The sequence below is a fragment of the Delftia sp. WSY_22 genome (assembly GCF_043104185.1).
Taxonomy (GTDB): Bacteria; Pseudomonadota; Gammaproteobacteria; order Burkholderiales; family Burkholderiaceae_C; genus Comamonas; species Comamonas tsuruhatensis.
In genome coordinates this window covers 950694-966794 of the sequence record NZ_JBICKN010000006.1, presented here as the reverse complement: position 1 = coordinate 966794, position 16101 = coordinate 950694, and the positions used below count along the sequence as shown (strand labels likewise).

Sequence of the window (16101 nt, the reverse complement as noted above, 5' to 3'; positions counted from 1 at the left end):
GGCGGCGCGGCCGGCATAGGCCCTTCCTCGGTGTCCCTCGCTTTGGACTGCGCCGGTTTCATAGGTCATGTACGGCGCCTTGCGTCATGGAACACTGAGATGAAGGCTGTCTGCACACCACGCCGCCAGTTGCTGCGCCAGGGCGCGGCGGCGGCCCTGGGCTGCGGCTTGCCCGCGGCCTGGGCCGACACCGTCGCTTCAGGCGGTCCGGTGGTGCTGCAGGATGCGCTGGGCCGGCGCGTGGAGATTGCCGCGCCGCCGCAGCGCATCGTCTCCATCTTTGCCTCCAACACCGAGCTGGTGGCCGCGCTGGGCCTGCTGGACCGCGTGGTGGGCGTGGAGGATTTCACGCGCTTTCCACCGGGCGTGGAGCGCATTCCCAAGGTGGGCGGGCGGCTGGGGTTCTCGGTGGACGCCGTGGTGGCGCGCCAGCCGGACCTGGTCATCGTCACGCCCGCGCGCCAGGCGGCGCACCAGCTGGTCGATCCCATGGAGCGCATCGGCGTGCCGGTGATGGTGCTGCTCAGCCGCTCGCTGGCCGAGGTGATGGACAACCTGCGCCTGGTGGCCCGCGCCACGGGCGTGCAGGCGCGCGGCCAGGCGCTGGCCACGGCCCAGGAAGCGCGGCTGCTGCGCGTGGACCGGCAGGTGGCCGGCCAGCCCCGGCCGCGTGCCCTCATGGTCACGGGCCGGCTGGGCAACGGCATGCTGCTGGCGGCCCGGCCGGGCACCTATACCGGCGAGGCCATGGTGCGCGCGGGCGCTTCGTTCGCGCTGGACGGCCTGGGCACCGTGCCCCAGGTCTCGCCCGAGGCCGTGCTGGCCGCCGACCCCGACGTGCTGCTGTTCGCTGGCACGCAGGAGGCCATGCAGGACCTGATCGGCCAGCGCGGCTGGCGCGACCTGCGTGCCGTGCGCGGGGGCCGGGCCACCACGGTGGCGCGTGCCGAGTTCCTGATTCCCGGGCCGCGCACCTTTGGCGGCGTGGAAAAGCTCTCGCGCTGGCTGCACCCTGCGGCCTGGGCCGGGGAGGCCGCATGAATTCCCTTTCACGGACACCCGCGTGGCGCCCCTGGGCCGGTGCGGTCCTGCTGCTGCTGGCCAGCCTGCTGATCGCCGCCTGCGCGGGCCACCAGTGGGCCAGCCCGGCCGACCTGCTGGCCGCGCTGGGCGGCGAAGACAGCCTGCGCAGCCGGCTGCTGCTGCAGTGGCGCGTGCCGCGCGTGCTGGCAGCCGCCCTGGTGGGCGCGCTGCTGGGCCTGTCGGGCGCCATCTTCCAGGGCGTGTTCCGCAATCCGCTGGCCGAGCCCTATCTGCTGGGCGCCTCGGGCGGCGCGGCGCTGGGGGCGACTGTCGCCCTGCTGGTTCCCATGCATTTATTGTTCGGCCTGCCCCAGGCATGGACGCTGCCCGTGCTGGCCTTTGCGGGCGCCTGGGGCTCGACCGTGCTGGTGCTGGCCGTCTCGCGCGTGGCCGGTGCCACCGATGCGGCCGGCATGCTGCTGGCCGGCGTGGCGCTGGCGGCCGTGCTGGGCGCGCTGCGCTCGTTCCTGATGCTGGCGCTGTCCGATGAGACGGTGAGCCTGCAGGTGGTGCTCAGCTGGGTGCTGGGCGGCATACAGACGCCGTCGTGGAGCGGGCTGGGCCTGCTGGCCGGTGCCTCCCTGGCCTGCCTGGCCGGGGCCATGGCGCTGGCGCGCGGGCTGGACCTGCTGGGCCTGGGGGCCGATGCGGCCCAGGGCTTCGGCCTGGACGTGGCGCGCTTCACGCCGCTGGCCGTGCTGGCCGGCTCGCTGGTGGTGGCCGTGGCCGTGGCCTATGGCGGGCTGGTGGCCTTCGTGGGGCTGGCTGCGCCGCACATCGCGCGCTGGATGGCGGGACCGCTGCACCGCGCGGCCCTGCCGGCGTCGGCGCTCACGGGCGCCATCATCGTCACGCTGGCCGATGCCATTGCGCGCAGCGTGCTGCCGCCGGCCGAGATCCCGCTGGGCCTGGTCACGGCCGTGGCCGGCGGGCCCTTCTTCATCGTGCTGCTCGCGCGCAGGCTGAGGTCCGCATGAACGATCAAGCCATGGACGGCGCCGTGCCACGCCTGCAAGCCCGGTCCCTCACGCTGCGCCATCGTGGCCGCAGCGTGCTGGACGCCGTCTCGCTGCAGCTGCCCGCCTGCGGCGCCGTGGCCCTGGTGGGACCCAATGGCGCGGGCAAGTCCAGCCTGCTGTCCCTGCTGGCGGGGCTGCAGGCGCCTGCATCCGGCAGCGTGCTGCTGGACGGGCAAGACATTGCAACCCTGCCCGTGGCCGAGCGCGCACGCCGCGTGGGCTACATGCCCCAGCGCTTTGCGCCGCACTGGGACCTGACGCTGGCCGAGCTCATGCACATGCGGCTGGCGGGCCGGGGTGATGTCGAGGCGGCCATTGCGAGCGCCGGGCTGCAGGATTTCACGCGCAGGCGCTGGTCCACGCTGTCGGGCGGCGAGCAGGCGCGTGCCCTGCTGGCCACCGTGCTGGCCACCGACCCGCCCGTGCTGCTGGCCGACGAGCCCGGCGCCGCGCTGGACGTGCGCCACCGCCTGGCCCTGGTGCAGGCGCTGGCGCAGCGTGGGCGCGAGCGGCTGGTGCTGGTGGTCATGCATGACCTGGACCTGGCGCTGGCGCACTTCGGGCGCGTCATCGTGCTGGACCAGGGGCGCATTGCGCTCGATGGGGCCCCTGCCGAGCTGCTGCATGCGCCGGGGCTGGATGCCGTGTTCGGCGTGGATTTCGAGCGCATCGACGCACCCCCGCAAACCTTGCTGCGCGCGCGGCTGAAACAGGAGAACTGACCCCATGCGCATCGATCTGGCCGGCTGGACGCGCGACGCCACGCGCGGCGGGCACCGTGAATTCCTGGCGCTGTTCGAGCGCGCCGAGCGCCTGGGTTTCGAGGGCGTGTGGTTCAACGAATTCCGCGTGCCCGATACCGCCTGGCCCTATCCCTCGCCCCTGCTGCTGGCCGCCGCCGTGCTGGCGCGCACCGAGCGGCTGCGCGTGGGCACCTCGGTGCTGGTGCTGCCGCTGCACCATCCGCTGATGCTGGCCGAGGAGATTGCCCAGCTGGACCTGCAAAGCGCGGGCCGCATCGACGTGGGCGTTGGCAGGGGCACGGAGCCGGCCGCGCTGCGCGCCCTGCAGATCGATGCGGACAGCACGCGCGAACGCTTCGAGCAGTCCTGCCGCATCCTGGTGGAGGCGCTGTCCGGCAAGCCCATCGCAGCGGGGCAGGGGCCGTGGCGCTTCGAGGACCGGCCCGCCCTGCCTTCGACCGTGCAGCGTCCGCATCCTCCCTTGTATGTGGCCGGCTCCACGGCTGAGACCCTGGGCTTTGCCGTCGATCAGAATCTGCCCCTGCTGCTGAGCCTGGAGCCGCCCGAAGGCATGCAGCTGGAGCGCCTGGAGGCCGCTGCCCGGGAGCGCGTGCGCGATGCCTCCGCGCTGCGTGCGCGTTCATCGCTGGCGCGCTATGTCTGCATCGGTGCCGATGAGGCCGCCGTGCAGGCCCAGCTGGCCACGCTGTGGCCGCAGCTGTACCAGCGGCGCGTGTACTTTGCGGGCAAGCGCGGCGTGCCGGCCGACCAGGTGCTGCCCATCGATGTGCCGCGCGTGCTGGCCGAGCAATTCATCCATGGCACGCCCGAACAGTGCCATGCGCAGATCACCGCCTTGCGCGAGCGCACGGGCATTGGCCAGCTGCGCTGCGTCTTCAACGCCAACGGCCTGTGGTGCGATGCCCAGGCCCTCGCCGGCATGGAACTGTTTGCGCAGGAGGTTCTCCCTTCATTGCGCAGCGCCGTGCCTTTCGCCACCGTCTGACTTCCTCTTTTTCTGGAGAACCTTCCATGCAAACCGCCAAGATTCCCGCCACCATCGTCACCGGCTTCCTGGGCAGCGGCAAGACCACGCTGCTGCGCCACATCCTGGACAACGCAGATGGCCGGCGCATTGCCGTCATCGTCAACGAGTTCGGCGAGCTGGGCATCGACGGCGAGATCCTCAAGGGCTGCGGCATCGGCTGCGACGACGAGGGCAACGAGCGCGAAGGCGCGCTGTACGAGCTGGCCAACGGCTGCATGTGCTGCACGGTGCAGGAAGAGTTCTTCCCCGTGATGCGCGCGCTGGCCGAGCGCCGCGACCAGATCGACGCCGTGATCATCGAGACCTCGGGCCTGGCCCTGCCCAAGCCCCTGGTCCAGGCCTTCCAGTGGCCCGAGATCGCCAACGTGTTCACCGTGGACGCGGTGGTCACCGTGGTGGACACGCCGGCGGCCGCCAGCGGCCAGTTCGCCGCCAATCCCCAGGCCGTGGACGAGCTGCGCCGCGCCGACCCCAACCTGGACCACGAATCGCCGCTGCACGAACTCTTCGAGGACCAGCTGGGCGCGGCCGACCTGGTGGTGCTCAACAAGACCGATCTGGCCGATGCCGATGCCCTGGCGCGCGTGACCGCCCTGGTGCGCGAGGAGCTGCCGCCCGAGGTCAAGATCGTGCAATCGTCCCAGGGCCGCCTGCCGCTGGACGTGGTGCTGGGCCTGGCCAAGGCGGCCGAGACCACCGTTGACCAGCGCGTGAGCCACCATGACCACGACGAGGACCATGACCACGACGACTTCGACTCCTACGTGATCGACCTGCCCGCCGTGGACCGCGACCGCCTGCTGGCCGCGCTGGAGACGCTGGTGGAGCAGCACAGCATCCTGCGCGTCAAGGGCTTTGCCGAGATCCCGGGCAAGCCCATGCGCTGGCTGCTGCAGGGCGTGGGCCGCCGCTTCGACCACCACTTCGACCGCGCCTGGCGCGAGGGCGAGGCACGCGGCACGCGCCTGGTGTTCATCGGGCAAGACCTTGACGAAGCAGCGCTGCGCAAGGGCCTGGAGAATGTGGCCGCCTGACCTTCCGATTCCGCACTGAAACCTGTTCCATGCACCTGCTGTCCACGCGCCCCGGCGGCTTCGTCGAGGACGAGAGCATCGTCACCCGCCTCGACCAGACGCCGGCCGACATCGTCATCCTGAGCTCGGCCGACACCACGCTGGCCCTGCTGTCCTCGGCCGTGGCCGCGCTGGCCGGGGCGTCGGCGGACTTTCCCTCGGTGCGGCTGGCCAATCTGCTGTACCTGCGCCAGCCGGCCTCGCTGGACCTGTATGTGGACGAGGTGCTGCGCCATGCGCGCGTGGTCATCGTGGACCACCTGGGCTCGGAATCGGCCTGGCCCTACGGCATCGAGCAGATCGGCTCTCTGGCGCGCCGCAAGGGGCAGCGCCTGGCCATGTTCTCGGGTGACCTGCAGGAGGACCCGCACCTGCTGGCGCGCAGCACGCTGCCGGCCGCCGCCTGCCGCCAGCTGTGGCAGTACCTGCGCTCGGGCGGCGCGGCCAATGCGCGCGAATTCCTCAAGGCCACCGTCTACCACGGGCTGGACCGGGGCGATGCGCCGCTGCCGCCGCGCACCCTGCCGCAGGCGGCTGTCCACGTTCCCCCGGCGCTGTTCGCTGCCAGGAGCCATGCCCAGATGCAGGCCCAGGTCCAGGCCCATGACGTGGCCGGCATCGACGACCTGCAGCGCGCCTGGACGCCGGGCGCGCCCACCGTGGCCCTGGTGTTCTACCGCTCCCACCTGCTGGCGGGCAATACGGCGGCCTTCGACGCCATGGCCCTGTCGCTGCAGCAGCGCGGCATGAACCCGCTGCCCGTGGCGCTGGACTCGCTCAAGGACCCGCTGTGCCTGGCCACGCTGCGCCAGCTCTGCGAAGACCATGCCGTGCAGCTGGTGCTCAACACCACGGCGTTCTCGGCGCTGGAATCGGGCACGGCCCTGGCCGGCGATGCGCCCGTGCTGCAGGTCATTGCCAGCGGCGGCAACCGCGAGGACTGGTGGGCCGACAGCCAGGGCCTGCGCCCGCGCGACATCGCCATGCAGGTGGTGCTGCCGGAGATGGATGGCCGCATCATCACGCGCGCCATCAGCTTCAAGGGCCTGTCCCACCGCTGCGCCTTCACCCAGGCCGACGTGGTGGCCTACCAGCCCGAGCCCGACCGCGTGGACTTCGTGGCCGACCTGGCCTGGCGCTGGTGCCGCCTGCGCAGCCTGCCCGCGCGCGACAAGCGCCTGGCCCTGGTGCTGGCCAACTATCCGGGCAGCGAAGGCCGCATCGGCAGCGGCGTGGGGCTGGATACGCCGGCCTCGGTGATCGCCATCCTGCAGCACCTGGCGGCCGAAGGCCATGAGCTGGGCGACCCCGCGCAGCTGCCCGCCGATGGCGAGGCGCTGATGCACACCCTGCAGCAGGGCATTGCCAACGACCCGGCCCAGTGGCCGCTGCGCCCGGCCTGGCAAAGCTATGCGCTGGACGAGTACCTGGCACGCCTGGCCGCGCTGCCGGACGGCATGGCCGACGCCATCACGGCGCGCTGGGGCGCGCCCGAGGCCGACCCGCTGCTGCGCCAGGGCCGCTTCATGATCGCGGGCCTGCGCCTGGGCCATGTCTTTGTCGGCATACAGCCGGCGCGTGCATTGGTCGGTAAAGGCATGGGCGCGCAGGACTATGCGAGCTACCACGATGCCGAGCTGGTGCCGCCCCACGGCTACCTGGCCTTCTACTTCTGGCTGCGCGACCGCTTTGCCGTGGACGCCATGGTCCACGTGGGCAAGCATGGCAACCTCGAATGGCTGCCGGGCAAGAGCCTGGCGCTGTCGGGCGCGTGCTGGCCCGATGCCATCCTGGGCCCGCTGCCGCACCTGTACCCCTTCATCGTCAACGATCCCGGCGAAGGCGCCCAGGCCAAGCGCCGCAGCCAGGCCGTGATCATCGACCACCTGATGCCGCCGCTGACGCGCGCCGAAAACCACGGCCCGCTGCAGGACCTGGAGCGCCTGGTGGACGAGTACTACGACGCCCTGCTGGTCGATGCGCGGCGCGGCGCGCTGCTGCGCCGCCAGATCCTGGACATCGTGCGCCGCCAGCACCTGGACCAGGAGCTGGACCTGGCGCCCGGTGCCGCGCAGGACGACGATGCCGTGCTCGAACGCATAGACGCCTACCTGTGCGAGCTCAAGGAAACCCAGATCCGCGACGGCCTGCATGTCTTCGGCGCCTCGCCGCAGGGCCGCCAGCGCCGCGACACGCTGCTGGCGCTGGCGCGCTTCCCGTCGGACGAAGGCCAGGGCCTGATCCAGGCGCTGGCCGCCGACCTGCTGGACAGCCCCGGGTTCGACCCGCTGCGCATGGAGCCTGCACGTCCCTGGACCGGCGCGCGCCCCGCCGCCCTGCAGGCCGTGAGCGACGAGCCCTGGCGCCATGAAGGCGACACGCGCGAGCGCCTGGAGCTGCTGGCGCAGCAACTGCTGGAAGGTGAGGCCCCGGCCGGTGACTGGCCGCAGACACGCGCCGCGCTGCAACAGGTGCATGCCGTGCTGGCGCCCGCGCTGGATGCCTGCGGCGGCGAGGAACTGCGCCAGCTGCTGCGCGGCCTGCAGGGCCGCTTCGTGCCGCCCGGGCCCAGCGGATCGCCCTCGCGCGGGCGGCCCGACGTGCTGCCCACGGGGCGCAATTTCTACACGCTGGACACGCGCGCCATTCCCACCCAGGCCGCCTGGGAGCTGGGCCAGCAGGCCACGCTCAGGCTGCTGGAGCGCTATCTGCAGGAGCATGGCGAGTACCCGCGCACCCTGGGCCTGTCGGTCTGGGGCACGGCCACCATGCGCACGGGCGGCGATGACATCGCCCAGGCCTTTGCGCTGATCGGGGTGCGCCCCAAATGGGCGCCCGGCAGCCAGCGCGTGGTGGACTTCGAGGTGGTGCCGCGCGTGGGCATGGGCCGGCCGCGTGTGGATGTGACGCTGCGCATCTCGGGCTTTTTCCGCGATGCCTTCCCGGGCGCCGTGCAGATGTTCGACGCGGCCGTGCAGGCCGTGGCCGCGCTGGACGAAGACGCCGAGGACAACCCCATACGCGCGCGCATCCTGGCCGAGGTCGAGCAGCTGCAGGCGCAGGGCATGGACGCCGTGCAGGCCCGCCTGCAGGCCGGCTGGCGCGTGTTCGGTGCGCCGCCCGGCCACTACGGCTCGGGCCTGGGCGGACTGTTCCAGAGCGGCGACTGGCAGGGCGATGCCGACCTGGCCCAGGCCTACCTGGGCTGGAGCCAGCATGCCTACGGCCAGGACGCCGAGGGCGTGCCCGCAGGCGATGCGCTGCGCCGCCGCCTGGGCGAGCTCGACGTGGTGGCCCACAACCAGGACAGCCGCGAGCACGACATCCTCGACTCGGGCGACTACTTCCAGTTCCAGGGCGGCATGGCCTCTGCCGTGCGCCACCTCTCGGGCCGCCAGCCCGCGCTCTACCACGGCGACCATGCCAACCCGGCCCAGCCGCGCGTGCGCTCGCTCAAGGAGGAGATTGCGCGCGTGGTGCGCTCGCGCGTCACCAATCCCAAGTGGATGGACGGCGCCAAGCGCCATGGCTACAAGGGGGCCTTCGAGATGGCGGCCACGGTGGACTATCTCTTCGGCTTCGACGCCACCACGCAGCAGGTGGGCGACCACCAGTACGCCCTGGTGGCCGACGCCTATGTGCTGGATGCGGCCACGCGCGACTTTCTCGTGCAGCACAATCCGCAGGCCCTGCGCGACATGCTGGAGCGCCTGCTCGAAGCCATGCAGCGCGGCCTGTGGGAGCAGCCCGGCGACTATCGCCAGCAGCTGGAAGACCTGCTGCTGGAACATGAAAACCACCTCGAAGGATTGCGCGCATGACCGCATCTCCTGACCTGGGCAGCGGCGCCCCGCCCGCGCTGCCGCCGCTGTTTCCCTTTGCCGCCATTGCCGGCCAGCCCCTGCTGTGCCAGGCGCTGCTGCTGGCCGCCATCGACCCGCAACTGGGCGGCGTGCTGATCGAGGGGCCGCGCGGCACGGCCAAGTCCACGGCCGCGCGCGCCCTGGCCGAGCTCATCGATGCCGCGCCCTTCGTCACGCTGCCGCTGGGCGCCTCGCTGGAGCATCTGGCCGGCTCGCTGGACCTGGGCCAGGCAATGGCCGGCCATGCGCTCAAATTCGCGCCCGGCCTGCTGGCACGCGCCCATGGCGGCGTGCTCTATGTGGACGAGATCAACCTGCTGCCCGATGCCCTGGTCGATGTGCTGCTGGATGCCGCCGCCAGCGGCGTCAACGTGGTCGAGCGCGACGGCATCTCCCACCGCCATGCGGCGCGCTTCGTGCTGGTGGGCACCATGAACCCCGAGGAAGGCCAGCTGCGCCCGCAGCTGCTGGACCGCCTGGGCCTGTGCGTGCGCCTGGCCAATGTGCAGGATGCGGCCCAGCGCCAGGCCATCGTGCGCGCGCGGCTGCTGTTCGATGCCGACCCCGCAGCCTTTCGCGCCCGCCATGCAGACGCCCAGGCCGCGCTGGCCGCGCAGCTGCGCACGGCACGCGAGCGCCTGCAGCCGGCCGGCGCGCTGCCCTGGTCCGACGCGGTGCTGCAGGCCGCCGGAGCGCTGTGCATTGCCGCCCAGGTGGACGGCCTGCGCGCCGACCTGGTGCTGCTGCGTGCTGCACGCGCCTGGGCCGCCTGGCTGGGCGATGCCGAGGCCACGCCCGACCATGTGCAGGCCGTGGCCGAGCTGGTACTGGTGCACCGCCGCAAGCCGGGGGCGCCGCAGCAGCAGCCACAGCAGCCATCCCCACAGCAGGCGCCATCGAATCCGCCTTCGCAGTCGTCGGCACAAAGCCGGCCGCCTGCGGAATCCACGGCCAACGGCGCAGGCGACAGCCCGCCCTCCGAGGCCGACTGGGGCGCCATGCCGCCCGAGCCCGTGGGCCTGCTGCGTGTCGCCGTGCCTTCGTTGCTGGCCCGCGAGGCCGCAAAGCCCGGAGCGCCCGCCGCAAAAAAAGCCTGAGCCCTCGCGGCCCCGCGCCACAGGCAAGGGATGCGAGGGCGGGCCAGCAGGCGGCCAGCCAGCCCCGGCTGGCCCAGGCGCAAGGCGGGCCGCCCACCGGCAGCTGGGACTGGCCGCGCACGCTGGCCGCGCGCGGCGCCCAGGCGCTGGCGCCCGAACATCTGCAGCGCCGCCGCGAGCCGCCCCAGGCCACGCGGCTGCATTGCTTTGTGCTCGATTGCTCGGCCTCCATGGCCGCCAGCGGCGCACTGGCGCGGGCCAAGGGCGTGCTGCTGTCGCTGATGGAAGAGGCCTACCGCCGCCGCGAGCAGATGGCGCTGATCTGCTTTGCGGGCACGCGCGTGGAATTGCGCCTGCCGCCGCGCAAGGCTGCGGCCTGGAATGACGACTGGATCGCGCCCATCGGCGGGGGCGGCGGCACGCCGCTGCAGGCGGCCGTGGAGCAGGCGGGCCAGTTGCTGCAGCGCCATTGCGGCGCAGAGGCCTCCTGCCAGGGCTGGCTGTGGCTGCTCACCGACGGCCGCACGCGCGAGCGGCCCGCGCGGCCTGCGGCGGCGCAGGAGGCAGGCATCGTGGACTTCGAATCAGGCCGCGTGCGCCTGGGCCGGGCGGCTGCGCTGGCCGCCGCCTGGGACGCACGCCATGTGCGGGCCGATGATTTCGCAGGCTGATCTGCGGCTTTGACGAGGTCAGGCCGGCCAGCTCAACTCGAACAGCGCGCCGCCGCGCTCGCCCGGCAGGCATTGCGCCCGCCCGCCATGGGCCTGGGCAATGGCCTGGACCACGGCCAGGCCCAGTCCGCTGCCCTTGCTGGCCCCCACGCCGGCGTTTTTGCGGCTGCGGGCGCCTTCGCCGCGCTGGAAGGCGTCGAAGATGCGCGGCGCAAGGTCCGCCGCCACGCCGGGGCCGCTGTCTTCCACGCGCACGGTGCACAGGCCCTGGCGCACGCGCGCGGCCACCAGCAGGGGGCCGGGCTGCGCATACAGCATGGCGTTCTCCAGCAGGGCCAGCAGGGCCTGGCGTATGCGCACGGGGTCGCAGACCACGGGCTGCTCGTCCAGCTCCAGCGCCAGTTGCAGGCCCGCCTGCTCCAGCGCCGGCCCCACGGCCAGGGTCACCGATCGCACCTCGCCGGCCAGGCAGGTCTGGCGCAGCTCCAGATGCAGGTGGCCGTTGTCCTGCAGGCCCAGCAGGCGCAGATCGTCGATCAGGCGGGTCAGCCCCTCGACCTGGGTCATCAGGCTGGCCAGCATGTCCTTGCTGGGCAGGAAGACGCCGTCGGACAGGCCTTGCAGCCGTCCGCTGAGGATGGTCACGGGCGTGCGCAGCTCATGGGCGATGGCCGCGCTCCAGAAGGCGCGCTCCTGCGCCATGCCTTCCAGGCGCTGGGCCAGGCTGTTGAAGTCGTGCACCAGCTGGGCGGCCTCGTGCAGCGCGCTGTCGTCGGTGTGCGCGCGCGCCGAGAGGTCGCCCTGGGCCAGCTGGCGCAGGCTGATGGCCACCGAGTCCAGCGAGGGCAGGATGCGCCGCGACAGCCGCGTGGCCACGAAGATGGCGATCAGCAGGGCGATGACCAGGGTCAGCAGCACCCAGGCCAGCTCCACGCTGGAGGGCATCCAGCCGTCGGAGACGCTGGCCGGGTGAAAGGTCAGCAGCAGTGCATAGAAGGCGTACGAACCCAGCACGCACAGCACGACCACGGCCAGCGTGACGGCCGACATGGTCAGCACCACCTGCCGGCGCAGGCCCGGCACTGCGCTCATGGGTCCATCCCCAGCCGGTAGCCCACGCTGCGCACGCTGTCGGGCATGCCCTGCAGGCCCAGGCCTTCGAGCTTCTTGCGCAGCTTGCTGATGTGGCTGTCCACGGTGCGTTCCAGCGTGTGGCCTTCGGGCAGGCAACTGAGCAGCAGCTCGGCGCGGCTGAACACGCGCCGGGGCGAACGCACCAGGCTGGCCAGCAGGTTGAATTCGGTCACGGTGAGTTCGGGCACATGCGTGGCGCCCTGCACCTGCACGCTGACCTCGCGGCTGTCCAGGTCCACGCGAAAGGGGCCGGCCTGCAGCAGCTTGGTATCGCGGAGCCGGCCCTGGCCGCAGCGGCGCAGCACGGCCTGCACGCGCGCCACGACCTCGGCCGCATTGAAGGGCTTGCCCACGTAGTCGTCCGCGCCAATCCGCAGGCCGATGAGCTTGTCCACGTCCTGGTTGAGGGCGGTGAGCATGATGACGGGCGTGTCGCCGCGCCGGCGGATTTCGGACAGCACCTGCCAGCCGTCGAGGCGTGGCATCTGCACGTCGAGAAGAACGAGATCGGGTTTCAAGTGGTGGTGCAGTTCAAGGGCCTGCTGGCCATCGGCGGCATGGACGGTGCGCAGGTCGCTGCGGGCCAGGTAGGCGCACAGGATGTCTGCGATCTCGGGCTCGTCCTCGGCAACGAGGATGAGCGATGTCGATGGCTGGAAAGGCAAGGGCTGGGCAATGATAGAAGCCATTTTGGGTCGCGGCGGCGGCTGTGTTCATCTCCATCGTTCTTCCACATTTCCCGGGCCGAAATGCCATCGAAAGAACGCAAGCTGTTTCCCTGTGCCGCCGCCATTGGCCGGCATGCGAAACAAAGCGATGAATATGAAGTCACAGCGGCAGTGCCGTATGAGCGGGTGGAGCGGTCAGCTTTTGCAGCGGCTCCCTGAGTGAATGGCCCTTGCGGCAACACGCCGCAGGCCGAAGCCGCACCGGCAGGAGTTTCCTTCATCCCCATGCCTCCTGGCAATCTGGATTTGCATCCGGATGGCCCCTCAGATGATTCGGCGCCAGGCGCCGTATTTTTTCCGCAGCGCGCCCTGGCGCGCATTGAAAACCAGACCTCGCGTCCATGCCACAGTTCTTCATTCACCGGCCCGTCTTTGCCTGGGTCATCGCGCTGTTCATCGTGCTGCTGGGCGTGCTCGCCATCCCGCAATTGCCGATATCGCGCTATCCCACGGTGGCGCCGCCCACGGTGAGCCTGTATGCCACCTATCCGGGCGCCACGCCCAAGACGCTCAATGATTCCGTGGTCTCGCTGATCGAGCGCGAGCTGTCCAGCGTCCGCCACCTGCTGTACTTCGAGTCCTCGGTGGACACCTCGGGCTCGGCCGAGATCAAGGCCACCTTCAAGCCCGGCACCAACCCGGAGCTGGCCCAGGTGGATGTGCAAAACCGCATCAAGGCCGTGGAGCCGCGCCTGCCGCAGGCCGTGCGCCAGAACGGGCTGCAGGTGGAGTCGGCCACGTCGAGCTTTCTGCTGCTGGTGGGCCTGATCTCGCCGGGCGGCGAGTTCGACGAGCTGGCACTCAATGACTACATGGCGCGCAACATCGTGGAGGAGCTGCGCCGCATCGAGGGCGTGGGCCGCGTGCAGCTGTTCGGTACCGAGCAGGCCATGCGCGTCTGGGTCGATCCGGCCAAGCTGATTTCCTACGGGCTGTCCATGGGCGACCTCACCCAGGCCATACAGCAGCAGAACATGCAGATCGCCCCGGGCCGCGTGGGCGATGCGCCGACCGCGCCGGGCCAGCGCGTGACCACGCCGCTGACGGTGCAGGGCCAGCTGACCTCGCCCGCGCAGTTCGCGGCCATCGTGCTGCGCGCCCATGCCGACGGCTCCCGCCTGGTGCTGGGCGACGTGGCGCGCGTGGAGCTGGGCGCGCAGTCCTATGCCTTCTCCAACCGCGAGGACGGCAAGCCCGCCACCAGCGCCGCCGTGCAGCTGTCGCCGGGCGCCAATGCCGTGCGCACGGCCGCTGCCGTGCAAAAGCGCATGGCCGAGCTGGCCTCCATCCTGCCGCAGGGCATGCAGCACACCATCTCGTTCAACACCGCGCCCTTCGTCAAGATCTCCATCGAGAAGGTGGTGCAGACCCTGGTCGAGGCCATGGTGCTGGTCTTCCTGGTGATGTACCTGTTCCTGCAGAACCTGCGCTACACGCTGATCCCGGCCATCGTGGCGCCCGTGGCGCTGCTGGGCACCTTCGCCGTGATGCTGGTGGCGGGCTTTTCCATCAACGTGCTGACCATGTTCGGCATGGTGCTGGCCATCGGCATCATCGTGGACGACGCCATCGTCGTGGTCGAGAACGTGGAGCGCCTCATGGCCGAGGAGGGCCTGTCGCCGCGCGATGCCACGCTCAAGGCCATGAAGGAGATCACGGGCGCCATCATCGGCATCACCCTGGTGCTGACGGCGGTGTTCATTCCCATGGCGTTCGCCAGCGGCTCGGTGGGCGTGATCTACCAGCAGTTCACGCTGTCCATGGCCGTGTCCATCCTGTTCTCGGCCTTCCTGGCCCTGAGCCTGACGCCGGCGCTGTGCGCCACCTTGCTCAAGCCGGTGGCGGCAGGCCACCATGAGAAGAAAGGCTTCTTCGGCTGGTTCAACCGCGGCTTCGAGCGGCTGACGAACCGCTACGAGGCCCATGTCACGGGCCTGGTCCGGCGCACGGGCCGCATGATGCTGCTGTTCGCGGCCATCGTGGCCATCCTGGTGTTTGCGCTGCGCCAGCTGCCCTCGGCCTTCCTGCCCGAGGAAGACCAGGGCTACTTCATGACCTCCATCCAGCTGCCGGCCGATGCCACGGCCGAGCGCACGCTGGACGTGGTCAAGCGCTATGAGGAGCATGTGGCGCAGCGCCCCGGCATCGCCTCCAGCATCTCGGTGCTGGGCTTCAGCTTCGCGGGCTCGGGCCCGAACGCGGCCATGGCCTTCACCACGCTCAAGGACTGGGACCAGCGCAACGGCGCCACGGCCGGCGAGGAAGTCTCGCTCGCGCAAAAGGCCATGGAACACGCGCCCGAGGGCGCCATCATGGTGCTGCAGCCCCCGGCCATCGACGAGCTGGGCACTTCCTCGGGCTTCACCATGTACCTGCAGGACCGCACGGGCCAGGGCCATGCCGCGCTCAAGTCGGCCACCGACCAGTTGCTGGCGCTGGCCGGCAGCAGCAGCGTGCTGGGCTCGGCCTACCAGGACAGCCTGCCTTCGGGCACCAGCGTGCGGCTGGAGATCGACCGCCAGAAGGCCCAGGCCCTGGGCGTGGGCTTTGCCGCCATCAGCGAGACGCTGTCCACGGCCATGGGCTCGCTGTACGTCAACGACTTCCCCAACGCGGGACGCATGCAGCAGGTCATCGTGCAGGCCGACGCGCCCGCGCGCATGCAGATCGATGATGTGCTCCGGCTGAACGTGCGCAACGCTGCGGGCGGCATGGTGCCGCTGGCCGAGTTCGCCACGCCCGTGTGGTCCGAGACGCCGCTGCAGCTGGTGCGCTACCAGGGCTTCCTGGCGTCGCGCATCTCGGGCACGCCTGCGCCCGGCACATCCAGCGGCGCGGCCATGGCCGAGATGGAGCGGCTGGTGGCCCAACTGCCGCCCGGCTTTGCCGTGGCCTGGACCGGCCAGTCGCTGCAGGAGCGCCAGTCGGCCGCGCAGGCGCCCCTGCTCATGGCCCTGTCCATGCTGGTGGTCTTCCTGGTGCTGGCCGCGCTGTACGAGAGCTGGTCCATCCCGCTGTCGGTGATGCTGGTCGTGCCCCTGGGCCTGCTGGGCGCGGTGGCCGCCGTGCTGCTGCGCGGCATGCCCAACGACGTGTTCTTCAAGGTGGGCCTGATCACCATCATCGGCCTGTCGGCCAAGAACGCCATCCTGATCGTGGAATTCGCCAAGCAGCTGCGCGAGGAAGGCCAGGACCTGCGCGAGGCCGCCATCAAGGCCGCGCGCCTTCGGCTGCGGCCCATCCTCATGACCTCGCTGGCCTTTGCGCTGGGCGTGGTGCCGCTGATGCTGGCATCGGGCGCCAGCGCCGAGACCCAGCACGCCATCGGCACGGGCGTGTTCGGCGGCATGGTCAGCGGCACGGTGCTGGCGGTGTTCTTCGTGCCCGTCTTCTTCGTCTTCGTCCTTGAATGGCAGCGGCGCATCGCCGGGCCGCGCGGCAGCGCGCGCCGGCCGCCGCCTGCTGCCGACCCCGGAACATAAACACATGCCCCTCTGGATCGCGCTCAACGCCCTGTGCTTTCAGGGCCGCCCGCCGGCACAGTCTTCGAACCCTTGCGCGCCATCGGCGCCTGCAGCCCCCGCGCGGCAGGCCGGGTCCACCGGACCCGAGCCGCCGCGTGCAAACGCAGGTGCGCATGCC

The 16101-nt window shown here is 71.1% G+C and carries 11 protein-coding genes; 9 read left to right on the top strand and 2 right to left on the bottom strand.

Going from position 1 to position 16101, the window contains the following annotated elements; translation table 11 throughout:
• Positions 1-99 precede the first annotated feature (99 nt).
• The 8 genes from ACF8NF_RS04935 (at position 100) to ACF8NF_RS04900 (ending at position 10597) form a co-directional block, all read left to right on the top strand.
• Positions 100-1041 carry an ABC transporter substrate-binding protein gene (locus ACF8NF_RS04935; protein WP_392450169.1) on the top strand — a complete coding sequence of 314 codons (942 nt, stop codon included), beginning with the start codon at positions 100-102 and terminating at the stop codon, positions 1039-1041.
• Entirely contained in the window at positions 1038-2060 is a 1023-nt protein-coding gene (locus ACF8NF_RS04930; protein ID WP_126310995.1) for an iron ABC transporter permease, read from the top strand. Before ACF8NF_RS04935 ends, ACF8NF_RS04930 begins: the two co-directional genes overlap by 4 nt.
• Positions 2057-2824 (top strand): ABC transporter ATP-binding protein, encoded by a 768-nt coding sequence (locus tag ACF8NF_RS04925; RefSeq protein ID WP_392450167.1) that lies wholly within the window; start codon positions 2057-2059, stop codon positions 2822-2824. Before ACF8NF_RS04930 ends, ACF8NF_RS04925 begins: the two co-directional genes overlap by 4 nt.
• Before the next feature lie 4 nt (positions 2825-2828).
• On the top strand, positions 2829-3851 hold the full coding sequence (locus ACF8NF_RS04920; RefSeq protein ID WP_392450166.1) for an LLM class flavin-dependent oxidoreductase: 1023 nt from the start codon (positions 2829-2831) through the stop codon (positions 3849-3851).
• Positions 3852-3877: 26 nt separating this feature from the next.
• Positions 3878-4927 (top strand): cobalamin biosynthesis protein CobW, encoded by a 1050-nt coding sequence (cobW, locus tag ACF8NF_RS04915; RefSeq protein ID WP_392450165.1) that lies wholly within the window; start codon positions 3878-3880, stop codon positions 4925-4927.
• A 29-nt stretch (positions 4928-4956) separates the two neighbouring features.
• Entirely contained in the window at positions 4957-8787 is a 3831-nt protein-coding gene (cobN, locus tag ACF8NF_RS04910) for a cobaltochelatase subunit CobN (protein ID WP_392450164.1), read from the top strand.
• On the top strand, positions 8784-9926 hold the full coding sequence (locus ACF8NF_RS04905) for an ATP-binding protein (RefSeq protein WP_392450162.1): 1143 nt from the start codon (positions 8784-8786) through the stop codon (positions 9924-9926). Before cobN ends, ACF8NF_RS04905 begins: the two co-directional genes overlap by 4 nt.
• Before the next feature lie 209 nt (positions 9927-10135).
• A complete protein-coding gene (locus ACF8NF_RS04900; protein ID WP_227468489.1) occupies positions 10136-10597 on the top strand; it encodes a VWA domain-containing protein in 462 nt (153 codons plus the stop codon).
• An 18-nt stretch (positions 10598-10615) separates the two neighbouring features.
• Here ACF8NF_RS04900 and ACF8NF_RS04895 read toward each other — a convergent pair whose 3' ends face one another.
• Positions 10616-11689: an ATP-binding protein gene (locus ACF8NF_RS04895; protein ID WP_016448780.1), complete on the bottom strand. Its 1074-nt coding sequence runs from the start codon at positions 11687-11689 to the stop codon at positions 10616-10618.
• Complete coding sequence (locus tag ACF8NF_RS04890) at positions 11686-12420, bottom strand: response regulator (RefSeq protein WP_016448779.1); 735 nt, start codon at positions 12418-12420, stop codon at positions 11686-11688. The genes ACF8NF_RS04895 and ACF8NF_RS04890 overlap by 4 nt, the downstream gene beginning before the upstream one ends.
• A gap of 380 nt (positions 12421-12800) precedes the next feature.
• On the opposite strand from ACF8NF_RS04890, the gene ACF8NF_RS04885 reads away from it, so the two are divergent.
• Positions 12801-15941: an efflux RND transporter permease subunit gene (locus ACF8NF_RS04885; protein WP_016454400.1), complete on the top strand. Its 3141-nt coding sequence runs from the start codon at positions 12801-12803 to the stop codon at positions 15939-15941.
• Positions 15942-16101 lie beyond the last annotated feature (160 nt).

Bases quoted from the DNA above. Each gene is read 5' to 3' on its own strand.
- ACF8NF_RS04935 (WP_392450169.1), top strand. From the start codon at position 100: ATGAAGGCTGTCTGCACACCACGCCGCCAGTTGCTGCGCCAGGGCGCG.
- ACF8NF_RS04930 (WP_126310995.1), top strand. From the start codon at position 1,038: ATGAATTCCCTTTCACGGACACCCGCGTGGCGCCCCTGGGCCGGTGCG.
- ACF8NF_RS04925 (WP_392450167.1), top strand. From the start codon at position 2,057: ATGAACGATCAAGCCATGGACGGCGCCGTGCCACGCCTGCAAGCCCGG.
- ACF8NF_RS04920 (WP_392450166.1), top strand. From the start codon at position 2,829: ATGCGCATCGATCTGGCCGGCTGGACGCGCGACGCCACGCGCGGCGGG.
- cobW (WP_392450165.1), top strand. From the start codon at position 3,878: ATGCAAACCGCCAAGATTCCCGCCACCATCGTCACCGGCTTCCTGGGC.
- cobN (WP_392450164.1), top strand. From the start codon at position 4,957: ATGCACCTGCTGTCCACGCGCCCCGGCGGCTTCGTCGAGGACGAGAGC.
- ACF8NF_RS04905 (WP_392450162.1), top strand. From the start codon at position 8,784: ATGACCGCATCTCCTGACCTGGGCAGCGGCGCCCCGCCCGCGCTGCCG.
- ACF8NF_RS04895 (WP_016448780.1), bottom strand. From the start codon at position 11,689: ATGAGCGCAGTGCCGGGCCTGCGCCGGCAGGTGGTGCTGACCATGTCG.
- ACF8NF_RS04890 (WP_016448779.1), bottom strand. From the start codon at position 12,420: ATGGCTTCTATCATTGCCCAGCCCTTGCCTTTCCAGCCATCGACATCG.
- ACF8NF_RS04885 (WP_016454400.1), top strand. From the start codon at position 12,801: ATGCCACAGTTCTTCATTCACCGGCCCGTCTTTGCCTGGGTCATCGCG.